We start from the raw sequence: 16,316 nt of genomic DNA on the forward strand, positions 1-16,316 counted from the left end.
AGCGATGGCAACCATCACGCTCACGATCAGTGCGCTTCCCGCCCACGTGCGCACGGCGCGGCTCATGGCCGCGACCGTCGCACGCCGGGCGGGCATCGCGGCCTCCGCGATCGACGAGATCAGGCTGGCGGTCGGAGAGGCCTGCTCCCGGGCGGTGGCGGCCCACAAGCTGCACTGCCCCACACAGCCGATCCTGCTCCAGCTGATCGACGGAAGCGGACCTGATCCGGTGTCGGACCCCCGCACCGACACCTCGAGCCGAACGCTGCGCGCCAACGGGAGCGCTACACGACGTTTCGAGGTCGTCGTCTCGGACCGTGCCCCCGCCAAGGACACCGACGAGATGGCCAACCACCTGGAGCCCTTGCTCGACGGCCTCTTCCTGGACGGCGAGGACACCCCTCCCGGCGGAATCTCCGGCTTCTCCCCCGGCCTCGGCCTGGCGGTGATCACCGGTCTCGCCGATGAGGTGTCCATCGAGCCCAAGGACTCGGGCACGGTGGTTCGGATGAGCTGGCCGCTGCAGGCGGACCAGACCCAGAACCCGAGCTCGAACTAGCTCGAAACAGACAGCACGTAACGAAGGGGCGCCTCCCGGTGTGGGAGGTGCCCCTTCGTCATGCGTTCGGTGCCCGGACTGTTCGCTGTCCGGGGCCGAGAGGACGTCTCCCGGCCCCGGGGCCCGGATCAGTCGCAGGTCTGGGAGGAGACCTCCGAGGTGGCCGTCAGGCCCGCCTCGGCGTTCTCGGCGACCTCGTCCGCGGTCAGCACGTAACCGGTCTCGTCCTCGTTGGTGGCCGCGGCGAACACGACGCCGTACACCGTGCCGTCCGGGGCCAGCAGCGGGCCGCCGGAGTTGCCCGGGCGCACCACGGCGCGTACCTGGTAGATCTCCCGGCTCACCTGCTGCGAGTGGTAGAAGTCCGAGCCCTGCGCGGTCTGCTTGGCCCGGATCCGCGCGGGAACGGCGGTGAAGCCGCTGTTGCGCGGGAAGCCCGCCACGACCGCGTCGTCGCCCTGGACGGCCTCACCGTTGAACTCCAGCGGCGACAGCTCCATCCCCGGCACGTGCAGTACGGCCAGGTCCTGCTGGGCGTCGAACAGCACCAGGGTGGCCTCCAGCTGGTACCCGTCCCTGGTGACCACGCGCAGGTCCTCGGTGACCCCGGCGACCACGTGGGCGTTGGTCATGATGCGGTCGTCGCCGTAGGCGAAGCCGGTGCCCTCGACCCGCCGCTGGCAGCTGGGCGCGGTGCCCAGGACCTTGACCACGCTGCGGCTGGACTCGATGAGCTCGGGGGTGGTGAGCACGTCCGGGTCGGGCGGCTCCACCTCGGCCAGTTCACCGGTGCCCAGTCCGCTGAACACCTGCGGGAACGCGCTCTGGTCCACGACCCGGCGGAAGGTCGAGAAACCCTGGTGGGCGGCGGGCGGCATCAGCGAGTCCACCGACTGGAGAATCCGCGAGTCCTTCACCTGGTTGGACACGTACGGCAGGGCCGAGTTGGCCACCGTACTGCCGATGAACCAGGCCACCAGGAGCACCGAGAGCCCGCTGACCACGGCCCCGCCCAGCGCGTCCACGACCCGGGCCGAGTCCCAGGTGACCCTGTTGCGGACCAGCGTGCCCAGGTAGGAGGAGATGAACTGGCCCAGCGCGGCGGACAGGAACACCACGGCGATGGCCAGCAGTGCCTGGCGCCCCGGGTCGGCCACCCAGTCCTGGATGAGTCCCGGCGCGGTGACCGCCGCGAGGATCCCTCCTCCGATGAAGCCGACGAAGCTGAACACGCCGACGATGAAACCCTGCCGGTAGCCGGTCACCGCGAACAGCAGCAACAGGACGACCAGAACCGCGTCGAGCACGGATGCCCTCCAAGAAGTGAGCGTTACCCGACCGGACGGAGGCCCTGCGGGGTGGCTTCGAACACGTCTGTTAGAGCCGCGTCACGCCAGGGAAGTTCCCATCCCCCGAGAGTGAGCAGGCTGTCGATGATCGCGCCCGTGAAGCCCCACACGAGCATGTTGTCGACCCGGAAGCCCGGTCCCCACATCGGGCCGCCCCCGTAGCGGACCTTGACCCGGTTGGCAGGGTCGGCCAGGTCGGCGACGGGCACCCGGGAGACCGCGGCGACCTCACCGGTGTCGGCGGCCCGCACCTCGGAGGGCTCGCGCCACCAGCCGAGGACGGGGGCGACCCGGAAGTCGCTGAAGCTCAGGTAGAGCTCGGGCAGGCGGCCGACCACGTCGATCCCGGTGGGGACGGCGCCGGTCTCCTCCTCGGCCTCGCGCAGCGCGGCGGCCTCCGGGGAGGGGTCCGTGAGCTCGATCCGCCCTCCGGGGAAGGCGGGCTGGCCCGCGTGGCGGCGCAGTCCGTCGTTGCGCTGGATGAGCAGCAGGTCGGGGCCCCGCTCGGTCTCGCCGAAGAGGATGAGCACGGCCGACTCGCGGCCTCCCTGTGCGGGCGGGCGCATCGGTGGGGGTACCGGCATCGCCTGAGCGGCGTCCGCGAGCGCGGACAGCCAGAGCGGGGTCGAGTTCATACGCAGAACCTGTTCCGGGGGTTGTCGCGCCGACGGGTGTACGGGTGAGTTCGCAGGGGCCGATGTGTGCGCTCTCACGTGATCAGGGTACAAACTGCCGCCCCCTGAACCCGCCCGCGGTGAGCCCGGGCCGAGGACGGGGCTGAGGGCAGACCGGGGGGCAGGGCAGATCCCGGACGGGAGGCGCCCGGCCCCCTGGCCAGGGCACGAGCGCGAAGTGCGTCCGGGTCAGGCGAACGAGCGCATGCGGAGGAGCTTCGTGGCGGTGGCCTCGTCCGTGGGGCCCTCGCCGAAGGAGGGGCACCAGTGGGCCAGGACGCAGGCGCCGCAGGCGGGCCTGCGGGCGTGGCAGACGCGGCGGCCGTGCCACACCACGCGGTGGGACAGCATCGTCCAGTCCTTGGGCGGGAAGAGCTCGCCGATCGCGTGCTCGACCTTGACCGGGTCCTGCTCGTCGGTCCACCCGAAACGGCGGACGAGACGCCCGAAGTGGGTGTCCACGGTGATCCCTGGCACATCAAAGGCGTTACCGAGCAGTACGTTTGCGGTCTTTCGTCCCACACCGGGTAGTTTGACCAGGTCGGCGAGGTTTCCAGGAACCTCGCCACCGTGTCGTTCGCACAGGGCCTGACCAAGCCCCAGCAGGCTGTTGGCCTTGGCCCGGAAGAACCCCGTCGGACGAATCATCTCCTCCAGATCCTCGCGCCTGGCCGAGGCGTAGGCCTCGGCGTCGGGATAGCGCGCGAAGAGCGCCGGAGTGACCTGGTTGACCCGCTTGTCCGTGCACTGCGCGGACAGGATCGTCGCGACCAGGAGCTCCAGCGGGGTGGTGAAGTTCAGTTCGGCGTGGGCGTCCGGATACAGCTCCGAGAGCTCCCGGTACATCTTCCGGGCGCGTCGGACCAGCGCGAGTCGGCTCTCGCCGGTGGGCGTGGTCTTCTCCGCGGGTACGGCCGCATCGGCTGTCGCGGTGTCACGGGGCGCGGAGTCACCGGGCTCTGGGGTGTCACGAGGCATCGTCACAGGGTAGGCGTCAGGGTGCGGGGGCACACCCGGGTCGTCGGAATTCGGCGGCGCGCCGTCGTTTCGCCTGGTGACCGAGATTATGTAACCAATGTCCGGTCGCACGGCGCGGACAAGCCCTGACACAGGCCGATTACGACTAGGATCGCATGGGCTGACGTCGGCTGTTGTGGGCACGTTGTCTCCCGGCGGACAAGCCGAGGTAACGACCTGGTTTCACACCCGGTTGCGATATACGTCACACTGTTGACGGTCAGGTTTTAGGAGGACGTGTGGACGAGATCAACGAGGTGCTCCGGAAGGCCCCTCTGTTCGAGCCGTTGGACGAGGAGGACACTGCCGCGCTCCGCTCCTCGGTGAACGAGGTTCGCCTCGGTCGCGGTCAGACCCTGTTCAACGAAGGTGACGAGGGCGACCGCCTGTACGTCATCCTCAGCGGGAAGGTGAAGCTGACCCGCACGGCCGTCGACGGCCGCGAGAACCTGCTGGGCGTGCTCGGCCCCAGCGAGATGTTCGGTGAACTGTCCCTGTTCGACCCGCGCCCGCGCACCGCGAGCGCCGTGGCCGTCACCGATTCCGTGCTCGCCGGGCTCGGCCACGACGACCTGCGGCCGTTCCTGTCCAGCCGCCCCCAGGTGGGTCTGCAGCTGCTGAAGTCGCTGGCCGCCCGTCTGCGCCGGACCAACGACGTGATGGCCGACCTGGTCTTCACCGACGTGCCCGGCCGTGTGGCCAAGGCCCTGCTCGAGCTCGCCGACAAGTTCGGCAAGGAGGGCGACGACGGCCTGCACGTGCACCACGACCTCACTCAGGAGGAGCTGGCCCAGCTGGTGGGCGCCTCCCGTGAGACGGTCAACAAGGCCCTGGCCGAGTTCGCCCTGCGCGGCTGGCTGCGGATCGAGGCCAAGGCCGTGGTGCTGCTGGACGTCGAGCGCATGCGCCGCCGCGCCCGCTAACGGATTCCAGCGGGCTCCGGCTGGCTCTGATCGGCTCCGGCACACGCCAGAACGCCTCAGCGGGACCCAAGACGCTGTGCGGCCGTCTCGCCCTTCGGGGTGACGGCCGCAGCGCTGTCAGGGGGCATCCAGGGCCGTGTAGGGCCTGCTCTGGTCGGCGGGCCCGCCGGTTCACGTCTTACTTCTTCGTGTCTCGCGTCAGTTCTCGACGCCCTCCGGGAGTTCCCCCTTGGTCGCCAGGTAGCGCAGCTGCGCCCGGACCGAGGAGGCGGCCGCCGGACGGACGCTCTCCACGACGTCCGGGTAGACCCGGTCGATGACCTCGTCCACCTTGGTCGCGCCGGCCTCCACCGCGTCGCGGACCTGCGCCAGTCGCGCCTCGCGGTGGTCGATGTAGGAGTTCAGCGCCGCCAGCGGCGACGTCAGGATCGGGCCGTGGCCCGGCAGCAGGGTCCGCACCTGGTGTTCCCTGGTGAGGTCCCGGAGCCGGTACAGCGAGTCCATGTAGGGGGCCAGGCCGTCGTCACCGTCGATCACCGTGGTGCCGTGGCCCAGGATCGTGTCGCCGGTCAGGATGGCGCTGTCGGCCTCCAGGAACAGGCAGATCGAGTCGTCCGTGTGGCCGGGGGTCGCGAGGACCCGCAGCTCCAGACCGTCCGCGCGGATCAGCTGGTCGTCCTCCAGTCCCGAACCGCTCACCCGCGTCCGCGGGTCGACCGCGTGCACCGGGGCGCCGGTCAGCTCCGCGAAGTACCGGGAGCCCTCGCTGTGGTCGAAGTGCCGGTGGGTCACCAGTGTCATCAGGACCTGGGCGCCCTGCTCCTGCACGGTCCGCGCCACCCGTTCCAGGTGCCGTTCGTCGTGCGGCCCGGGGTCGACCACCACGACCCCGCGCGCACCCGGTTCCCGCAGGATCCAGGTGTTGGTTCCCTCCAACGTCATCGGGCCTGGGTTGGGGCACAGTACGCAGCCGGCGCGCAGTGTCCCGGAACCGTCGATCCTCATCGCACCTCGCTTCGCTCGCCGAAACCGGACTGGTCTGAAGGACGGCCAAGAGGACATGCTGGGAAACCTTTCCGCGACAGAGCACTCCACACCAACGGGTGCGGACACTCACGGATTCGCGTTGGGCCTCGGTAGGGGGAAGTCGCTGCCGTCCGGGGCAACGACACGGATCTGACCGTCGATTTCCCGAACGTCCGGTTCGATGGGAACGATATCCCGTAGAGCTTCCCTCACACCTCGGAGGGTCCGCCGCTCCGCCAGCTCAGCGCAGGCGATGACGGTCGGCGGCAGCATCGGCATCCGTCCCGCCTCCCACTCGGCGGCGACCACGGACGGATCCGTCCACTGGGTGAGGTCGGCCTCCCCGCCGACATCGCGCGGGGCCTGCCCGGGCGGGAGTTCGGCGGTGAAGAACCAGGTGTCGAAGCGGCGCGGCTGGTTCCTGGGGGTGATCCACCGGGACCACGCGCGCAGCCACTCCGAACGCAGCACGAGCCCGCGCCGGTTCAGCACCTCGGTGAAGGAGTGGGTGTGGTCGATGAGGCCGAGCCGGTCCCGTTCCCAGTCGTCGGTGGCGGTGTCGAGGGTGATGGCCTCCTCCCCCGCCCGCTCCGGTTCGCTGGCCAGCAGGACGCCGGTCTCCTCGAAGGTCTCCCGGACGGCGGCGCACACCAGGGCCCGGGCCATCGGCACGTCGGTGCCCAGGACCTCGGCCCACTGCTCGGGATTGGGGCCGGTCCACGGGAGGTCGCCGTCGGCGTCGCGTTCGTCCACCCGGCCGCCGGGGAAGACGAAGGCGCCCGGGGCGAAGCCCATGGAGGGGACCCTGCGCATGAGCAGGACCTCCATGGGGCGCTCCGCCCGGGCGCCCGTGACGGTCTCCGTGACGGCACCGGCCGTGTCCGCGGCGCCTCCGGCGTCCGCGGCCGTCGAGGTGCCCGCCGCCGGACGCAGCAACATCACGGTGGCGGCGGGGCGGGGCCGGACCACACCGTCCTTCCGGGCCACACCGTTGTTCTCGGTCATCGACGTACTCCTGTCGTTCACGAAATCCGCGCTGTGGCCCGGGAGGTCCTCGGGTCCGGTCAGCGGACCTCGACGATCATGTCAACCTCGACCGGGGCGTCCAACGGCAGGGCCGCGACACCGACGGCGGCGCGGGCGTGTACCCCGGCCTCGCCGAACACGCTGCCGAGCAGCTCGCTGGCCCCGTTGATCACACCGGGCTGACCGGTGAATTCGGGGGTGCTGGCGACGAAACCGCCCACCTTGACGATCCGCACCACGTCGGCCAGCTCGCCCACCTCGGCGCGCACCGCGGCGATGGCGTTCAGCGCGCACAGGGCGGCCAGGTCCTTGGCGGTCTCGGCGTCGACCTCGGCACCGACCTTGCCGGTCGCGGGCAGCTTGCCGTCGACGAACGGCAGCTGGCCGGAGACATAGACGTGGTCACCGCTGCGGACGGCCGGCTGGTAGGCCGCGACCGGGGGAACCACCTCGGGCAGGGTCAGTCCCAGCTCGGCGATGCGCTCCTCGGGGGTCGCCATCTACTTGGCCCGCTTCATGTAGGCCACGTACTGCTGGTTGCGCGGGTCGGTGCCCTCGGGCAGCGGCGCGGGCACGACGGAGACGAGCTCCCAGCCGTCCTCGCCCCAGTTGTCCAGGATCTGCTTGGTGGCGTGCGACAGCAGAGCCACGCTCTGGTACTCCCACTTGGTCATCGTCTACCCCTCTCGGTCACCGGCGGCCCGTGGGACCGCACCTCAACGCCGCTCACCTTACTCACCCGCACACACCCGGCAGGCCAGGCGTACCGGGTCACGCCTCGGCCGGGAGCCGACTCCACAGCGCACTTCCGACGGGCCTCGGATAAGGCGCACCGGGCGCGCCCTACGCCTTGGGTGCTTCTGCGGGACGACCGCGGGCAGGGCGCGCCCGGCCCGCGGCCACCCCCGACGAGGACCCGCGCATAGACTCCGTGGGGTGAACGATCGTGAACAGGGACCGCGGGAAGGCGATCCGGCGGCGGCGTTCGCCGGTGCCCGGCTGCACATCGTGACGGGCAAGGGCGGTACGGGAAAGACGACGGCCGCCACGGCGCTGGCACTGTCCCTGGCGTCCCGGGGCGGGCGAGTGCTCCTGGTCGAGGTGGAGGGCCGCCAGGGGGTGGCCACCCTGCTCGGCAGCCCCTCGCTGCCCTACGAGGAACGCGAGATGATCTCAGCGCCGAACGGCGGTTCCGTGCACGTGCTGGCGGCGGACGCCGAGGCGGCCCTGCTGGAATACCTCGAGATGTTCTACGGGATGCGGCGGGCCGGTCAGGCGCTCACCAAGCTGGGTGCCGTGGACTTCGCCACCACGATCGCCCCCGGGCTGCGGGACGTCCTGCTCACCGGCAAGGCGACCGAGGCGGTCCGGCGGCGCGCGGGAGCGCGGCGCCGCGCCGCGGACACCCGTTCCGACGCGCCCTTCCACTACGACGCCGTGGTGATGGACGCCCCGCCCACCGGGCGGATCGGGCGGTTCCTGAACGTCAACTCCGAGGTGGCCGGGCTGGCGAAGGTCGGCCCGATCCGCAACCACGCCGACCGGGTCATGGAGGTCATCCGCTCCGCGCAGACCCGGGTGCACTTCGTGACGGCGCTGGAGGAGATGCCCGCCCAGGAGACCCGGGACGGGATCGCCGAGATCGGGGAACTGGGCCTCAACCTGGGCGCGGTCGTGGTGAACATGGTCGCCGCGCCGCTGCTCGACGAGACCGACCTGGCCGCCGCGGCCGCCGCGGACCTGGACACCGCCGAGCTCGCCTCGGGGCTGAAGGCCGCGCGGTTGGACCCCGCCCTGTTGGAACACCACGAGGAGCTGGCCGCGGACCTGGCCGGGGAGGTGCGGGCCTACGCCCTGCGCCACCGCCTGGAGGAGCGGGTCCGGGGTGAGCTCGAAGCGCTGGGACGACCGCTGGTGGAGCTGCCCCGGCTGGAGGGCGGGGTGGACCGCGCCGCGCTGGCCGACCTGGCGCGGCGGCTGACCGAGCAGGGGGTGGGACGGTGACCGAGCAGGCGGGCAACCGGCAGGACGTCGACGCGGGGGCGGGTAACCGTCTGGACCCGGACGCGGGAGAAGGCGGCCGTCTGGACGTGGACGCGCTCCTGGACGACCCGCGGACCCGGATCGTCGTGTGCTGCGGGGCGGGCGGGGTCGGCAAGACCACCACAGCCGCGGCCCTGGGCCTGCGGGCCGCCGAACGCGGCAGGCGGACCGTGGTGATCACCGTGGACCCGGCCCGGCGGCTGGCGCAGTCGATGGGGCTGGCGGAGCTGGACAACACCCCGCGCCCGGTACCGCTGCCCGGGACGGGCGAGCCGGGCGAGGGCAGCCTGCACGCCATGATGCTCGACATGAAGCGGACCTTCGACGAGGTGGTCAGGGAGCACGCCGACCCCGAGCGGGCCCGCCAGATCCTGGCCAACCCCTTCTACCAGACCCTCTCCACGAGCTTCTCCGGCACGCAGGAGTACATGGCGATGGAGAAGCTGGGGCAGCTGCGCCAGTCCGGCGAGTGGGACCTGATCGTGGTGGACACCCCGCCCAGCCGATCAGCGCTGGACTTCCTCGACGCCCCCAAGCGGCTCGGCCGGTTCCTGGACGGCAAGCTCATCCGCTTCCTGAGCACCCCCGCCACCGGAGCGTTCCGGCTGTTGGGGGCCGGGTTCAACGTGGTGAGCTCGGTGGTGGGCAAGATCGTCGGCGCCCAGTTCCTGACCGACCTACGCGCCTTCGTCTCGGCCTTCGACACGGTGTTCGGCGGTTTCCAGGAGCGCGCCGAGCGCACCTACCGGCTGCTCCAGACGCCCGGGACGGCGTTCGTGGTGGTGGCGATCCCGGACACGGACGCGATGCGCGAGGCCTCCTACTTCATGGACCGGCTGGCGAAGGAGTCCATGCCGCTGGCCGGGCTGGTGATCAACCGGACGCACCCGCTGCCGACCGGCCCCGGGGGACGTCTGGGCGCGGTCGAGGCGTCGGCCGCGGCGAGGGCCCTCGCGGAGGCGGGCACCCACCCGTTGGCGGAGGCGGCGCTGCGGCTGCACGCGGAGCGGGTGCGCACACACGAACGCGAGGCACGGCTGCGGTCCCGGTTGCTGTCCACGCACCGGGGGGTCCGGGTGACCGAGGTCTCGGCGCGGCCCGAGGACGTGCACGACCTGGCCGGGTTGCGCGGGGTGGGATCCGCACTCGTCGGGGAGCCGGAGGACGCGGTGGCGGGACCGGAGGAGACCGTGGAGGAAACCCCGGACACCCGCTGAGTCCCGCCGGGCTCAGGCGAGCGCCTCCCCCAGAACCCGCACGAACCGGGACAGGTCGTCCGCGCCCTGCCCCCGCGCCCCTTCCAGCAGGGGCCCCCAGTCGGTGACCTCCGGGTGCTTGCGCAGCAGGGAGCGACGCTCGCGTTCGGTCATGCCGCCCCAGACCCCGAACTCGACCCGGTGGTCCAGTGCGTCCGCCAGGCACTCCGTGCGCACGGGACAGCCCTGGCAGAAGAGCTTGGCCCGGTTCTGCGCGGCCCCCTGGACGAACAGTGCGTCGGGATCGATTTGTCGGCACAGTGCCTTCGTCGTCCACTGGTTGGTCCACATGTGGCCCACTTCCCAGACGTATGGTTGCGCTCGCGGTCCCAGGTGGTTGTTGTGCTCTGGTTGAGTGGAGGTGAACACGGTGGCCTCCCGCTACCGCGTGGGGTGCTACGTGCACGTGTTGTCACGACACCCCCGTATCTCGAAAGTACGGTTCGGATCGCCGCGCCAACAGAACCCACTCGACCCACTTTCCGTCTCATGGATATGGCCCGAGCGGGCCATTGCGCGACCGGCCCTCCCCTCCCCGTATGGGGGAAGGGACGCAGGTCGGACGAACCGGACAGAGGCCGGTCAGCGTTAACCGTGGAAAGATGGTCCGGGGGCACGGCTCGTGCGTCGGCATGGGCGATTCAGCGCCAAAGCGCACCGTCCGTTACCGATAGCACCGCTTTTGAGCGTTCGTGGTCACTTAGTCTGATGGGGTGGGTCAGGGGACATTGCTTCAAAGAATCAGCCAGCTGGTGGTCGTCGGCGTGATCGCCGGTCTCCTCGTCGCCGCGCTCGCCCTCCCGGCGGTCGGCGGCATGGGGATCACCGCCCGCAACGTCGCCAGCGGCTTCCTGGACATGCCCAGTCAACTGGAGACGCCGCCGCCCCCGCAGCGGTCCACCATCTATGACAGCGAAGGCGGCGTGATCGCCGAGATCTTCGACCAGAACCGCGAGCTCGTCGACATCGACGACATCTCCCCGGTGATGATCGACGCGATCCTGGCGGTCGAGGACTCCCGCTTCTACGAGCACAGCGGCCTGGACGTGTCCGGCACGCTGCGCGCCGCCATCCGGACCGCGGGCGGCAACACCGAAGGTGCCTCCTCCATCACCCAGCAGTACGTGAAGAACGTCCAGATCGAGGCCGCCACCTCGCAGGAGGAACTGGACGAGGCCCGCGAGGAGACGATCGCCCGCAAGATCCGGGAGCTGCGCTACGCGGTCGCCCTGGAACAGCGGATGTCCAAGGACGAGATCCTCGAGGGCTACCTCAACATCGCCTACTTCAGTGACGGCGCCTACGGCGTCGAGTCCGCCGCGCAGCACTTCTTCCAGGTGCCCGCGAGCGAGCTGGAGCTGCACCAGGCCGCGACCATCGCCGGTCTGGTCCGCTACCCGTACCTGTACAACCCGCGTTTCTTCCCCGAGCAGACCACCGATCGACGCAACGTCGTCCTGGACCGCATGGTCGCCACCGAGGCCATCACCGAGGCGGAGGCCGAGGAGGCAAAGGCCGAGGAGATGGAGCTGGACCTGGACACCCCGCCCAACGGGTGCGTCCCCAGCGACCAGCCCTTCTTCTGCGACTACGTGGTCCAGGAGATCGAGCAGGACGAGCGCTTCGGCCCCAACGAGACCGAGCGGGCGCGCTGGCTGCGCACCGCGGGCCTGGAGATCCACACCACCCTGGACCCGCAGACGCAGGAGGCGGGTCAGAAGGCCGTGGACAAGTGGGTGCCCCGTAAGAACGACTCCCGCAAGGTGGCCGCGCAGGCGGTCATCGAGCCGGGCACCGGCCACATCCTCGGCATGATGCAGAGCCGCAACTACGGGCCCGACGAGAGCAAGCTCGGCGAGACCTCCATCAACTTCGTCACCGACGCCGACCGCGGCGGCAGCAACGGCTTCCAGGCCGGGTCGACCTTCAAGGCGATCACCCTCGCCGCGGCGCTGGACCAGGGCATGCCCTTCGGCACCTCGTTCAACTCGCCGAGCTCCACCACGGTGACCGGACAGGTCTCCTGCAAGGGCGGGCGGCTGGAGCCGTGGCAGCTGAGCAACGCCGGGGACAGCAACGCGGGCAACCACAACATGGTGTCCGGCACCAAGTCCTCCTCCAACACCTACTTCGCCCAGCTCCAGGCCCGCGCCGGACTGTGCAACACGATGGAGATGGCCGAGAAGCTCGGACTGCAGCGCGCCGACGGCACCGTGTTCACCGAGAACGACAACTCCCTCGCCAACAACAGCTTCACCCTCGGCAGCGAGGAGGTCTCCCCGATGCGGGTGGCCAACGCCTACGCGACCTTCGCCTCCGGCGGCGTGTACTGCGAGCCGCAGGCCATCACCCAGATCGAGGACCGCCAGGCGGGCACCACCATCGACATCGAGCCGCGGTGCGAGCGCGTGATCGACGAGGACGTCGCCGACGGCACCAGCTACCTGCTGGCGCAGACCTTCAACGGCGGCACCGCCTCCAGCCTGGGCATCGGCCGTCCGGCCGCAGGCAAGACCGGCACCACCGACGGTTCCGCGGCAGCCTGGTTCGCCGGGTTCACCCCGCAGATGGCCAGCAGCGTGTTCGTCGGGGATCCCCGCGGCCCCCAGCAGCACCCGCTGCGCAACGTCCAGATCGGCGACCGCTACTTCGGGGTCGTGTACGGGGCGACGATCCCCGGCCCGATCTGGCAGGAGACCATGCGCGGCGCCCACGAGGGCCTGGCAACCGAGCAGCTGGCGTCCGCGCCCGGCAAGTTCGGCTCGACCTCCGAACCCGCTCCGCCCCGGAACGACGACGATGACGACGATGACGATGACGAGGCCAGCCCCGCCAGTGACGACGGCGGTGTGCCGAACGTCGTGGGTATGAGCGAGTCGGACGCCGTGTCCGCGCTGGAGGCCGCCGGTTACGTGGTGAACGTGTCCGGGACGACCGTCCGTTCGTCGGAGTCCGAGGGTTCGGTGGCCGCGGTCAACCCGAACCCGGGCACCCGGCTCCCCGAGGGGGCCACGGTCAACGTGTTCCTGAGCAGCGGCGGCGGCCGGGCCAGCACCGACGACGCTCCCGGCGGCGACTGGTACCCGGTGACCCCGGCGGGCCCGATCACCCGGGGCGACGGGGACTGATCCCCTGAAACCCTGAGAGACGGGACCCGGTGAGGTAGCGCCGGAGAGCATACGGAAGGGGGCGGTGGTGACCTGGTCACCACCGCCCCCTTCACGTTGCCACGGCACCTCGGGAGGGCCCGGGAGGCCTGGTCGGGGGAGCCGCACGGGAGAAGTCGGGCTCGGAGGCCCCGGAAAGCCCGGGAGAGTTCTGAGAACCCCGGGAACGGCTACGCCAGCTGGCCCTTGACCTCGGCGGCCACGCGGGCGCCGTCGGCCCGGCCCGCGACCCGGGCGTTGACCACCTTCATGACCTTGCCCATCTCCTTCATCCCGGAGGCTCCGGTCTCGGTAATCGCCGTGGCCACCAGCTGGGAGAGCTCGTCGTCGGTGAGGGGCTTGGGCAGGTAGTCCGAAAGGACCTCGCTCTCGGCCCGCTCGTTGGCGGCGGCCTCGGGGCGGTCGCCCTTGTCGAAGGCCTCGGCGGCCTCGCGACGCTTCTTGGCCTCACGGATGAGGAGCTTGGTGACCTCGTCGTCGTCGAGGGACCGCTGGGAGGAGCCCGCGGACTCCTCGGTGGCGATGGTGGTGAGCACCATGCGCAGGGTGGCGGTGCGGACCTTGTCCTTCGCCTTCATGGCGGTGGTGAGGTCGGACTTGAGGCGGGCTTTGAGTTCGGACATGGCTCGATCCTACGGCCGCCCGCACCGGCCGGCCCAACGGTTTGCGTACGGGGCGGCCCCGGCATCTGAGACGATCAGTCGACGACGAAGGAGGGCCGGATGGGCGCCGACAACAGACCACTCCTGCGCCGGGTCGGGCGCGCGGCCGCGATCACCGGCGCGGTCGGTGTGGCCGGGCTGGGGTACGCCTCGGTCATCGAACGAAACTGGTTCCGGCTGCGCCGGTACGAACTCCCCCTGCTGCCCCCCGGCAGCCCGCGCCTGCGGATCCTGCACCTGTCCGACGCGCACCTGACGCCCGGCCGCAAGATGCTCATCGACTGGATCCGGGGGTTGGAGGCCTACGAGCCGGACCTGGTGATCAACACCGGCGACTCGCTGGCGCACCCGGAGGCGGTCGGGCCCTTCATGGACGCCCTGGGTCCGCTCCTGGACCGCCCGGGCGCGTTCGTGTACGGGTCCAACGACCTGTTCTCCCCGCAGCTGAAGAACCCGGCGCGCTACCTGTGGCGGACCAGCAAGACGGACTACAACAAGCGCCGGGTGCCGGACCTGCCCTGGCGCGAGCTGGGCGCGTCGATGTCGGCCTCGGGCTGGCTGGACCTGAACAACCACAAGGGTGCGCTGAAGGCCAACGGGCTGGACGTGGCCCTGGCCGGTGTGCACGACTCGCACATCAAGCTGGACCGCTACGAGGACGTCGCAGGCCCGGCCGACCCGGCGGCCGACATCCGGCTGGGTGTGCTGCACTCGCCGGAGCCCGCCAACCTGGACCGCTTCGAGGCCGACGGCTACCAGCTCCTGCTGGCCGGTCACACGCACGGCGGCCAGCTGTGCCTGCCGTTCTACGGGACGCTGGTCACCAACTGCGGGATCGACCGCGAACGGGCCTGGGGGCTCAACGGGTACGGCGACGCGTGGCTGCACGTGTCCGGCGGCCTGGGCACGTCCCCGTACGCCCCGGTGCGCTTCTGCTGCCGCCCCGAGGCCTCGCTCCTGGACCTGGTCGCACCCTCCTGAGCTGCTGATTCCGCCCCGAAGAAACTGACGTGCACAAGCACTCCCGGAGTCCGCTAGACTTGGGGACGTTGCTTCGGGGTGTAGCGCAGCTTGGCAGCGCGCTTCGTTCGGGACGAAGAGGTCGTGGGTTCAAATCCCGCCACCCCGACAGAGGCGAAAGGCCCGGTAAGGTTCACACCTTGCCGGGCCTTTGGCGTTGATAAGGCTCGGGCCTTGACGCGAATCGGGAGATGCAGATGACTTTTCCGTGCATCGACGACGCGGACGCGATCATCCCGCAACCCGCGCAGAGACTTCCCGAACTCCGGCAGGCTGTGGCGACGGTCGCGCCCTACCTTCTGAGTGAGTTCTTCGAGGAGATGCAGAGCGCGTTCACCCGAGCAGGTGAGGAGGACAGCGTCGCTGCGATCCGCATGTTCTATCGCAAGTGGGCGGTCACGGTCACCATCGAGCGCCGTCCCGCCACCGCCCACCAGCTACGCGAAGCCGAGCAAGCCGTCAATGACAAGGACCCCCGTGTCCGCGACGAGGCGATCCGCACCACCGGAGAGATCGTGCGAGCCGCGCACCGCGAGGTCGAGGGTGTCTGACTGGCACTGGGAACACGACCCCGACGGCCTCCTCGACGGCCTCACGGACGTTCGAGGCGAGCGGGTCGTGCTCATCCAGGTCACTTGGATGGGCTGATCCGGCGTTGAGTCGCTTCACCGGGCATCCGGTAGGCCGGACCGAACAGCCGGTTCGTCCCGGCGGTCCGGTTCGCCGGGCCGAACCGGACGACCGGCACGGAACTGACCCTGAGGGAGCTGGAGGCTCTGAAGAGCCCCGGGGCGGCGGTCACCCCAGGTGGTTGACGGCGCGTTCGGCGATGGCGATCAGGGTGTCCTCGTCATCGGTGAAGTCGGGGCGGCCAGGGTTCTCGTCCCAGACCTCGCTGGCCCAGACATCGATCAGCACGCCGTCCGCCAGGACCAGCACCTCGGCCTTGCCGCGAAGGTCTTCATAGCCCTCCCGGACGTGCGCCACCACCGCCTGTTCGCCCACGTCCAGTTCGCGTGACTCCTGGACCTCCACCGTCCAGTAGTCGTCCACCTCGCCTTCGGTCAGCTGCTCGAACCGCTCCTCGTACTCATTCTCGACGTCCGACGCGCGTCGCTGAGGCTCGTTGTCGCTGTCCACCGGGAAGCGGTACCTGACGTTCAGGCTTCCCTGGGAACCGTCCGACCACTCGACGTGCCACACGCAGCGGGAGCTGCTCGGGGTCAGGTGCGCGCTCGCCAGCCTCGCGGAGACGGAGTTGAGTTGGGAGCCGTTCGGCACGGAGCAGGGGTCGGTGGGCAGACCATCGAACTCGGGTCCTGCCACGGCGGCGCCGGGGGAGGAGACCAGCCAGAAACCCCCGGCGATCAGGGCGTAGACACCGATCGTGGCCGCCAGGGTGATCCCGATGGTGCGTCCGGTACCGCCCCGACGCGGAGACGGCGCGGGTTGGCCCTGGTGGGGATGGGATTGGGGCTGCTGCTGAGGTTGCTGCGGGAACTGCTGGGATGGGCCGTTGTACACGGCGATCTCCTGTTCTGGACGTCGTCCATGCACGTTTCAGGGGAAGTGGAGCCGAGGGGGGAGAGCGCTG

The 16,316-nt window shown here is 70.4% G+C and carries 17 protein-coding genes and 1 tRNA gene; 8 read left to right on the top strand and 10 right to left on the bottom strand.

All coding sequences use genetic code 11. The annotated features are described in order from the left end of the window. The first annotated feature begins 4 nt into the window (after nucleotides 1-4). A complete protein-coding gene (locus NE857_RS00105) occupies nucleotides 5-559 on the top strand; it encodes an ATP-binding protein (protein WP_017583858.1) in 555 nt (184 codons plus the stop codon). Between the two features lie 128 nt (nucleotides 560-687). On the opposite strand, the gene NE857_RS00110 is transcribed toward NE857_RS00105, so the two are convergent. The 3 genes from NE857_RS00110 to nth form a co-directional block, all read right to left on the bottom strand. Then, on the bottom strand, nucleotides 688-1,866 hold the full coding sequence (locus NE857_RS00110) for a MarP family serine protease (protein WP_254419254.1): 1,179 nt from the start codon (nucleotides 1,864-1,866) through the stop codon (nucleotides 688-690). A gap of 23 nt (nucleotides 1,867-1,889) precedes the next feature. After that, a complete protein-coding gene (locus NE857_RS00115; protein ID WP_254419255.1) occupies nucleotides 1,890-2,543 on the bottom strand; it encodes an NUDIX hydrolase in 654 nt (217 codons plus the stop codon). A gap of 228 nt (nucleotides 2,544-2,771) precedes the next feature. Then, entirely contained in the window at nucleotides 2,772-3,560 is a 789-nt protein-coding gene (nth, locus tag NE857_RS00120) for an endonuclease III (protein WP_425572143.1), read from the bottom strand. A gap of 278 nt (nucleotides 3,561-3,838) precedes the next feature. On the opposite strand from nth, the gene NE857_RS00125 reads away from it, so the two are divergent. After that, nucleotides 3,839-4,522 (top strand): Crp/Fnr family transcriptional regulator, encoded by a 684-nt coding sequence (locus NE857_RS00125; RefSeq protein WP_017583862.1) that lies wholly within the window; start codon nucleotides 3,839-3,841, stop codon nucleotides 4,520-4,522. A 198-nt stretch (nucleotides 4,523-4,720) separates the two neighbouring features. On the opposite strand, the gene NE857_RS00130 is transcribed toward NE857_RS00125, so the two are convergent. The 4 genes from NE857_RS00130 to NE857_RS00145 all read right to left on the bottom strand — a co-directional run bounded on the left by NE857_RS00130 (nucleotide 4,721) and on the right by NE857_RS00145 (nucleotide 7,248). Then, entirely contained in the window at nucleotides 4,721-5,527 is an 807-nt protein-coding gene (locus NE857_RS00130; protein WP_254419256.1) for an MBL fold metallo-hydrolase, read from the bottom strand. 108 nt (nucleotides 5,528-5,635) lie between these two features. Continuing rightward, a complete protein-coding gene (locus tag NE857_RS00135; protein WP_254419257.1) occupies nucleotides 5,636-6,553 on the bottom strand; it encodes an NUDIX hydrolase in 918 nt (305 codons plus the stop codon). A 59-nt stretch (nucleotides 6,554-6,612) separates the two neighbouring features. After that, entirely contained in the window at nucleotides 6,613-7,074 is a 462-nt protein-coding gene (locus NE857_RS00140; protein ID WP_254419258.1) for a RidA family protein, read from the bottom strand. Then, a complete protein-coding gene (locus tag NE857_RS00145; protein ID WP_017546677.1) occupies nucleotides 7,075-7,248 on the bottom strand; it encodes a DUF4177 domain-containing protein in 174 nt (57 codons plus the stop codon). It abuts the gene before it with no gap. 262 nt (nucleotides 7,249-7,510) lie between these two features. Between NE857_RS00145 and bagA the strand changes: the two genes are divergently transcribed. Both bagA and bagB read left to right on the top strand, forming a co-directional pair. Continuing rightward, nucleotides 7,511-8,578, top strand: coding sequence for an ATPase BagA (bagA, locus tag NE857_RS00150; RefSeq protein WP_254419259.1), 1,068 nt, complete (start codon nucleotides 7,511-7,513; stop codon nucleotides 8,576-8,578). 50 nt (nucleotides 8,579-8,628) lie between these two features. Next, nucleotides 8,629-9,834: an ArsA family ATPase gene (bagB, locus tag NE857_RS00155; protein WP_254421820.1), complete on the top strand. Its 1,206-nt coding sequence runs from the start codon at nucleotides 8,629-8,631 to the stop codon at nucleotides 9,832-9,834. A gap of 12 nt (nucleotides 9,835-9,846) precedes the next feature. Here the strand turns inward: bagB and NE857_RS00160 are convergent, their stop codons facing one another. Continuing rightward, nucleotides 9,847-10,164 (bottom strand): WhiB family transcriptional regulator, encoded by a 318-nt coding sequence (locus tag NE857_RS00160; protein ID WP_017583868.1) that lies wholly within the window; start codon nucleotides 10,162-10,164, stop codon nucleotides 9,847-9,849. Between the two features lie 437 nt (nucleotides 10,165-10,601). Between NE857_RS00160 and NE857_RS00165 the strand changes: the two genes are divergently transcribed. Then, the gene (locus tag NE857_RS00165; RefSeq protein ID WP_254421821.1) at nucleotides 10,602-13,001 is read left to right on the top strand and encodes a penicillin-binding protein; all 2,400 of its coding nucleotides are present in this window, start codon (nucleotides 10,602-10,604) and stop codon (nucleotides 12,999-13,001) included. 209 nt (nucleotides 13,002-13,210) lie between these two features. On the opposite strand, the gene NE857_RS00170 is transcribed toward NE857_RS00165, so the two are convergent. Then, entirely contained in the window at nucleotides 13,211-13,663 is a 453-nt protein-coding gene (locus NE857_RS00170; RefSeq protein WP_017583870.1) for a GatB/YqeY domain-containing protein, read from the bottom strand. A gap of 99 nt (nucleotides 13,664-13,762) precedes the next feature. Between NE857_RS00170 and NE857_RS00175 the strand changes: the two genes are divergently transcribed. The 3 genes from NE857_RS00175 (at nucleotide 13,763) to NE857_RS00185 (ending at nucleotide 15,273) form a co-directional block, all read left to right on the top strand. Then, nucleotides 13,763-14,683 carry a metallophosphoesterase gene (locus NE857_RS00175; RefSeq protein WP_254419260.1) on the top strand — a complete coding sequence of 307 codons (921 nt, stop codon included), beginning with the start codon at nucleotides 13,763-13,765 and terminating at the stop codon, nucleotides 14,681-14,683. A gap of 74 nt (nucleotides 14,684-14,757) precedes the next feature. Beyond that, a tRNA-Pro gene (locus tag NE857_RS00180) sits at nucleotides 14,758-14,831 on the top strand. Nucleotides 14,832-14,919: 88 nt separating this feature from the next. Continuing rightward, nucleotides 14,920-15,273 carry a hypothetical protein gene (locus NE857_RS00185; RefSeq protein ID WP_254419261.1) on the top strand — a complete coding sequence of 118 codons (354 nt, stop codon included), beginning with the start codon at nucleotides 14,920-14,922 and terminating at the stop codon, nucleotides 15,271-15,273. Nucleotides 15,274-15,520: 247 nt separating this feature from the next. Here the strand turns inward: NE857_RS00185 and NE857_RS00190 are convergent, their stop codons facing one another. Next, nucleotides 15,521-16,246 (bottom strand): hypothetical protein, encoded by a 726-nt coding sequence (locus NE857_RS00190; protein WP_254419262.1) that lies wholly within the window; start codon nucleotides 16,244-16,246, stop codon nucleotides 15,521-15,523. Nucleotides 16,247-16,316: the final 70 nt, after the last annotated feature.

Source organism: Nocardiopsis exhalans (assembly GCF_024134545.1).
In the GTDB taxonomy this organism is placed as follows: Bacteria; Actinomycetota; Actinomycetes; order Streptosporangiales; family Streptosporangiaceae; genus Nocardiopsis; species Nocardiopsis exhalans.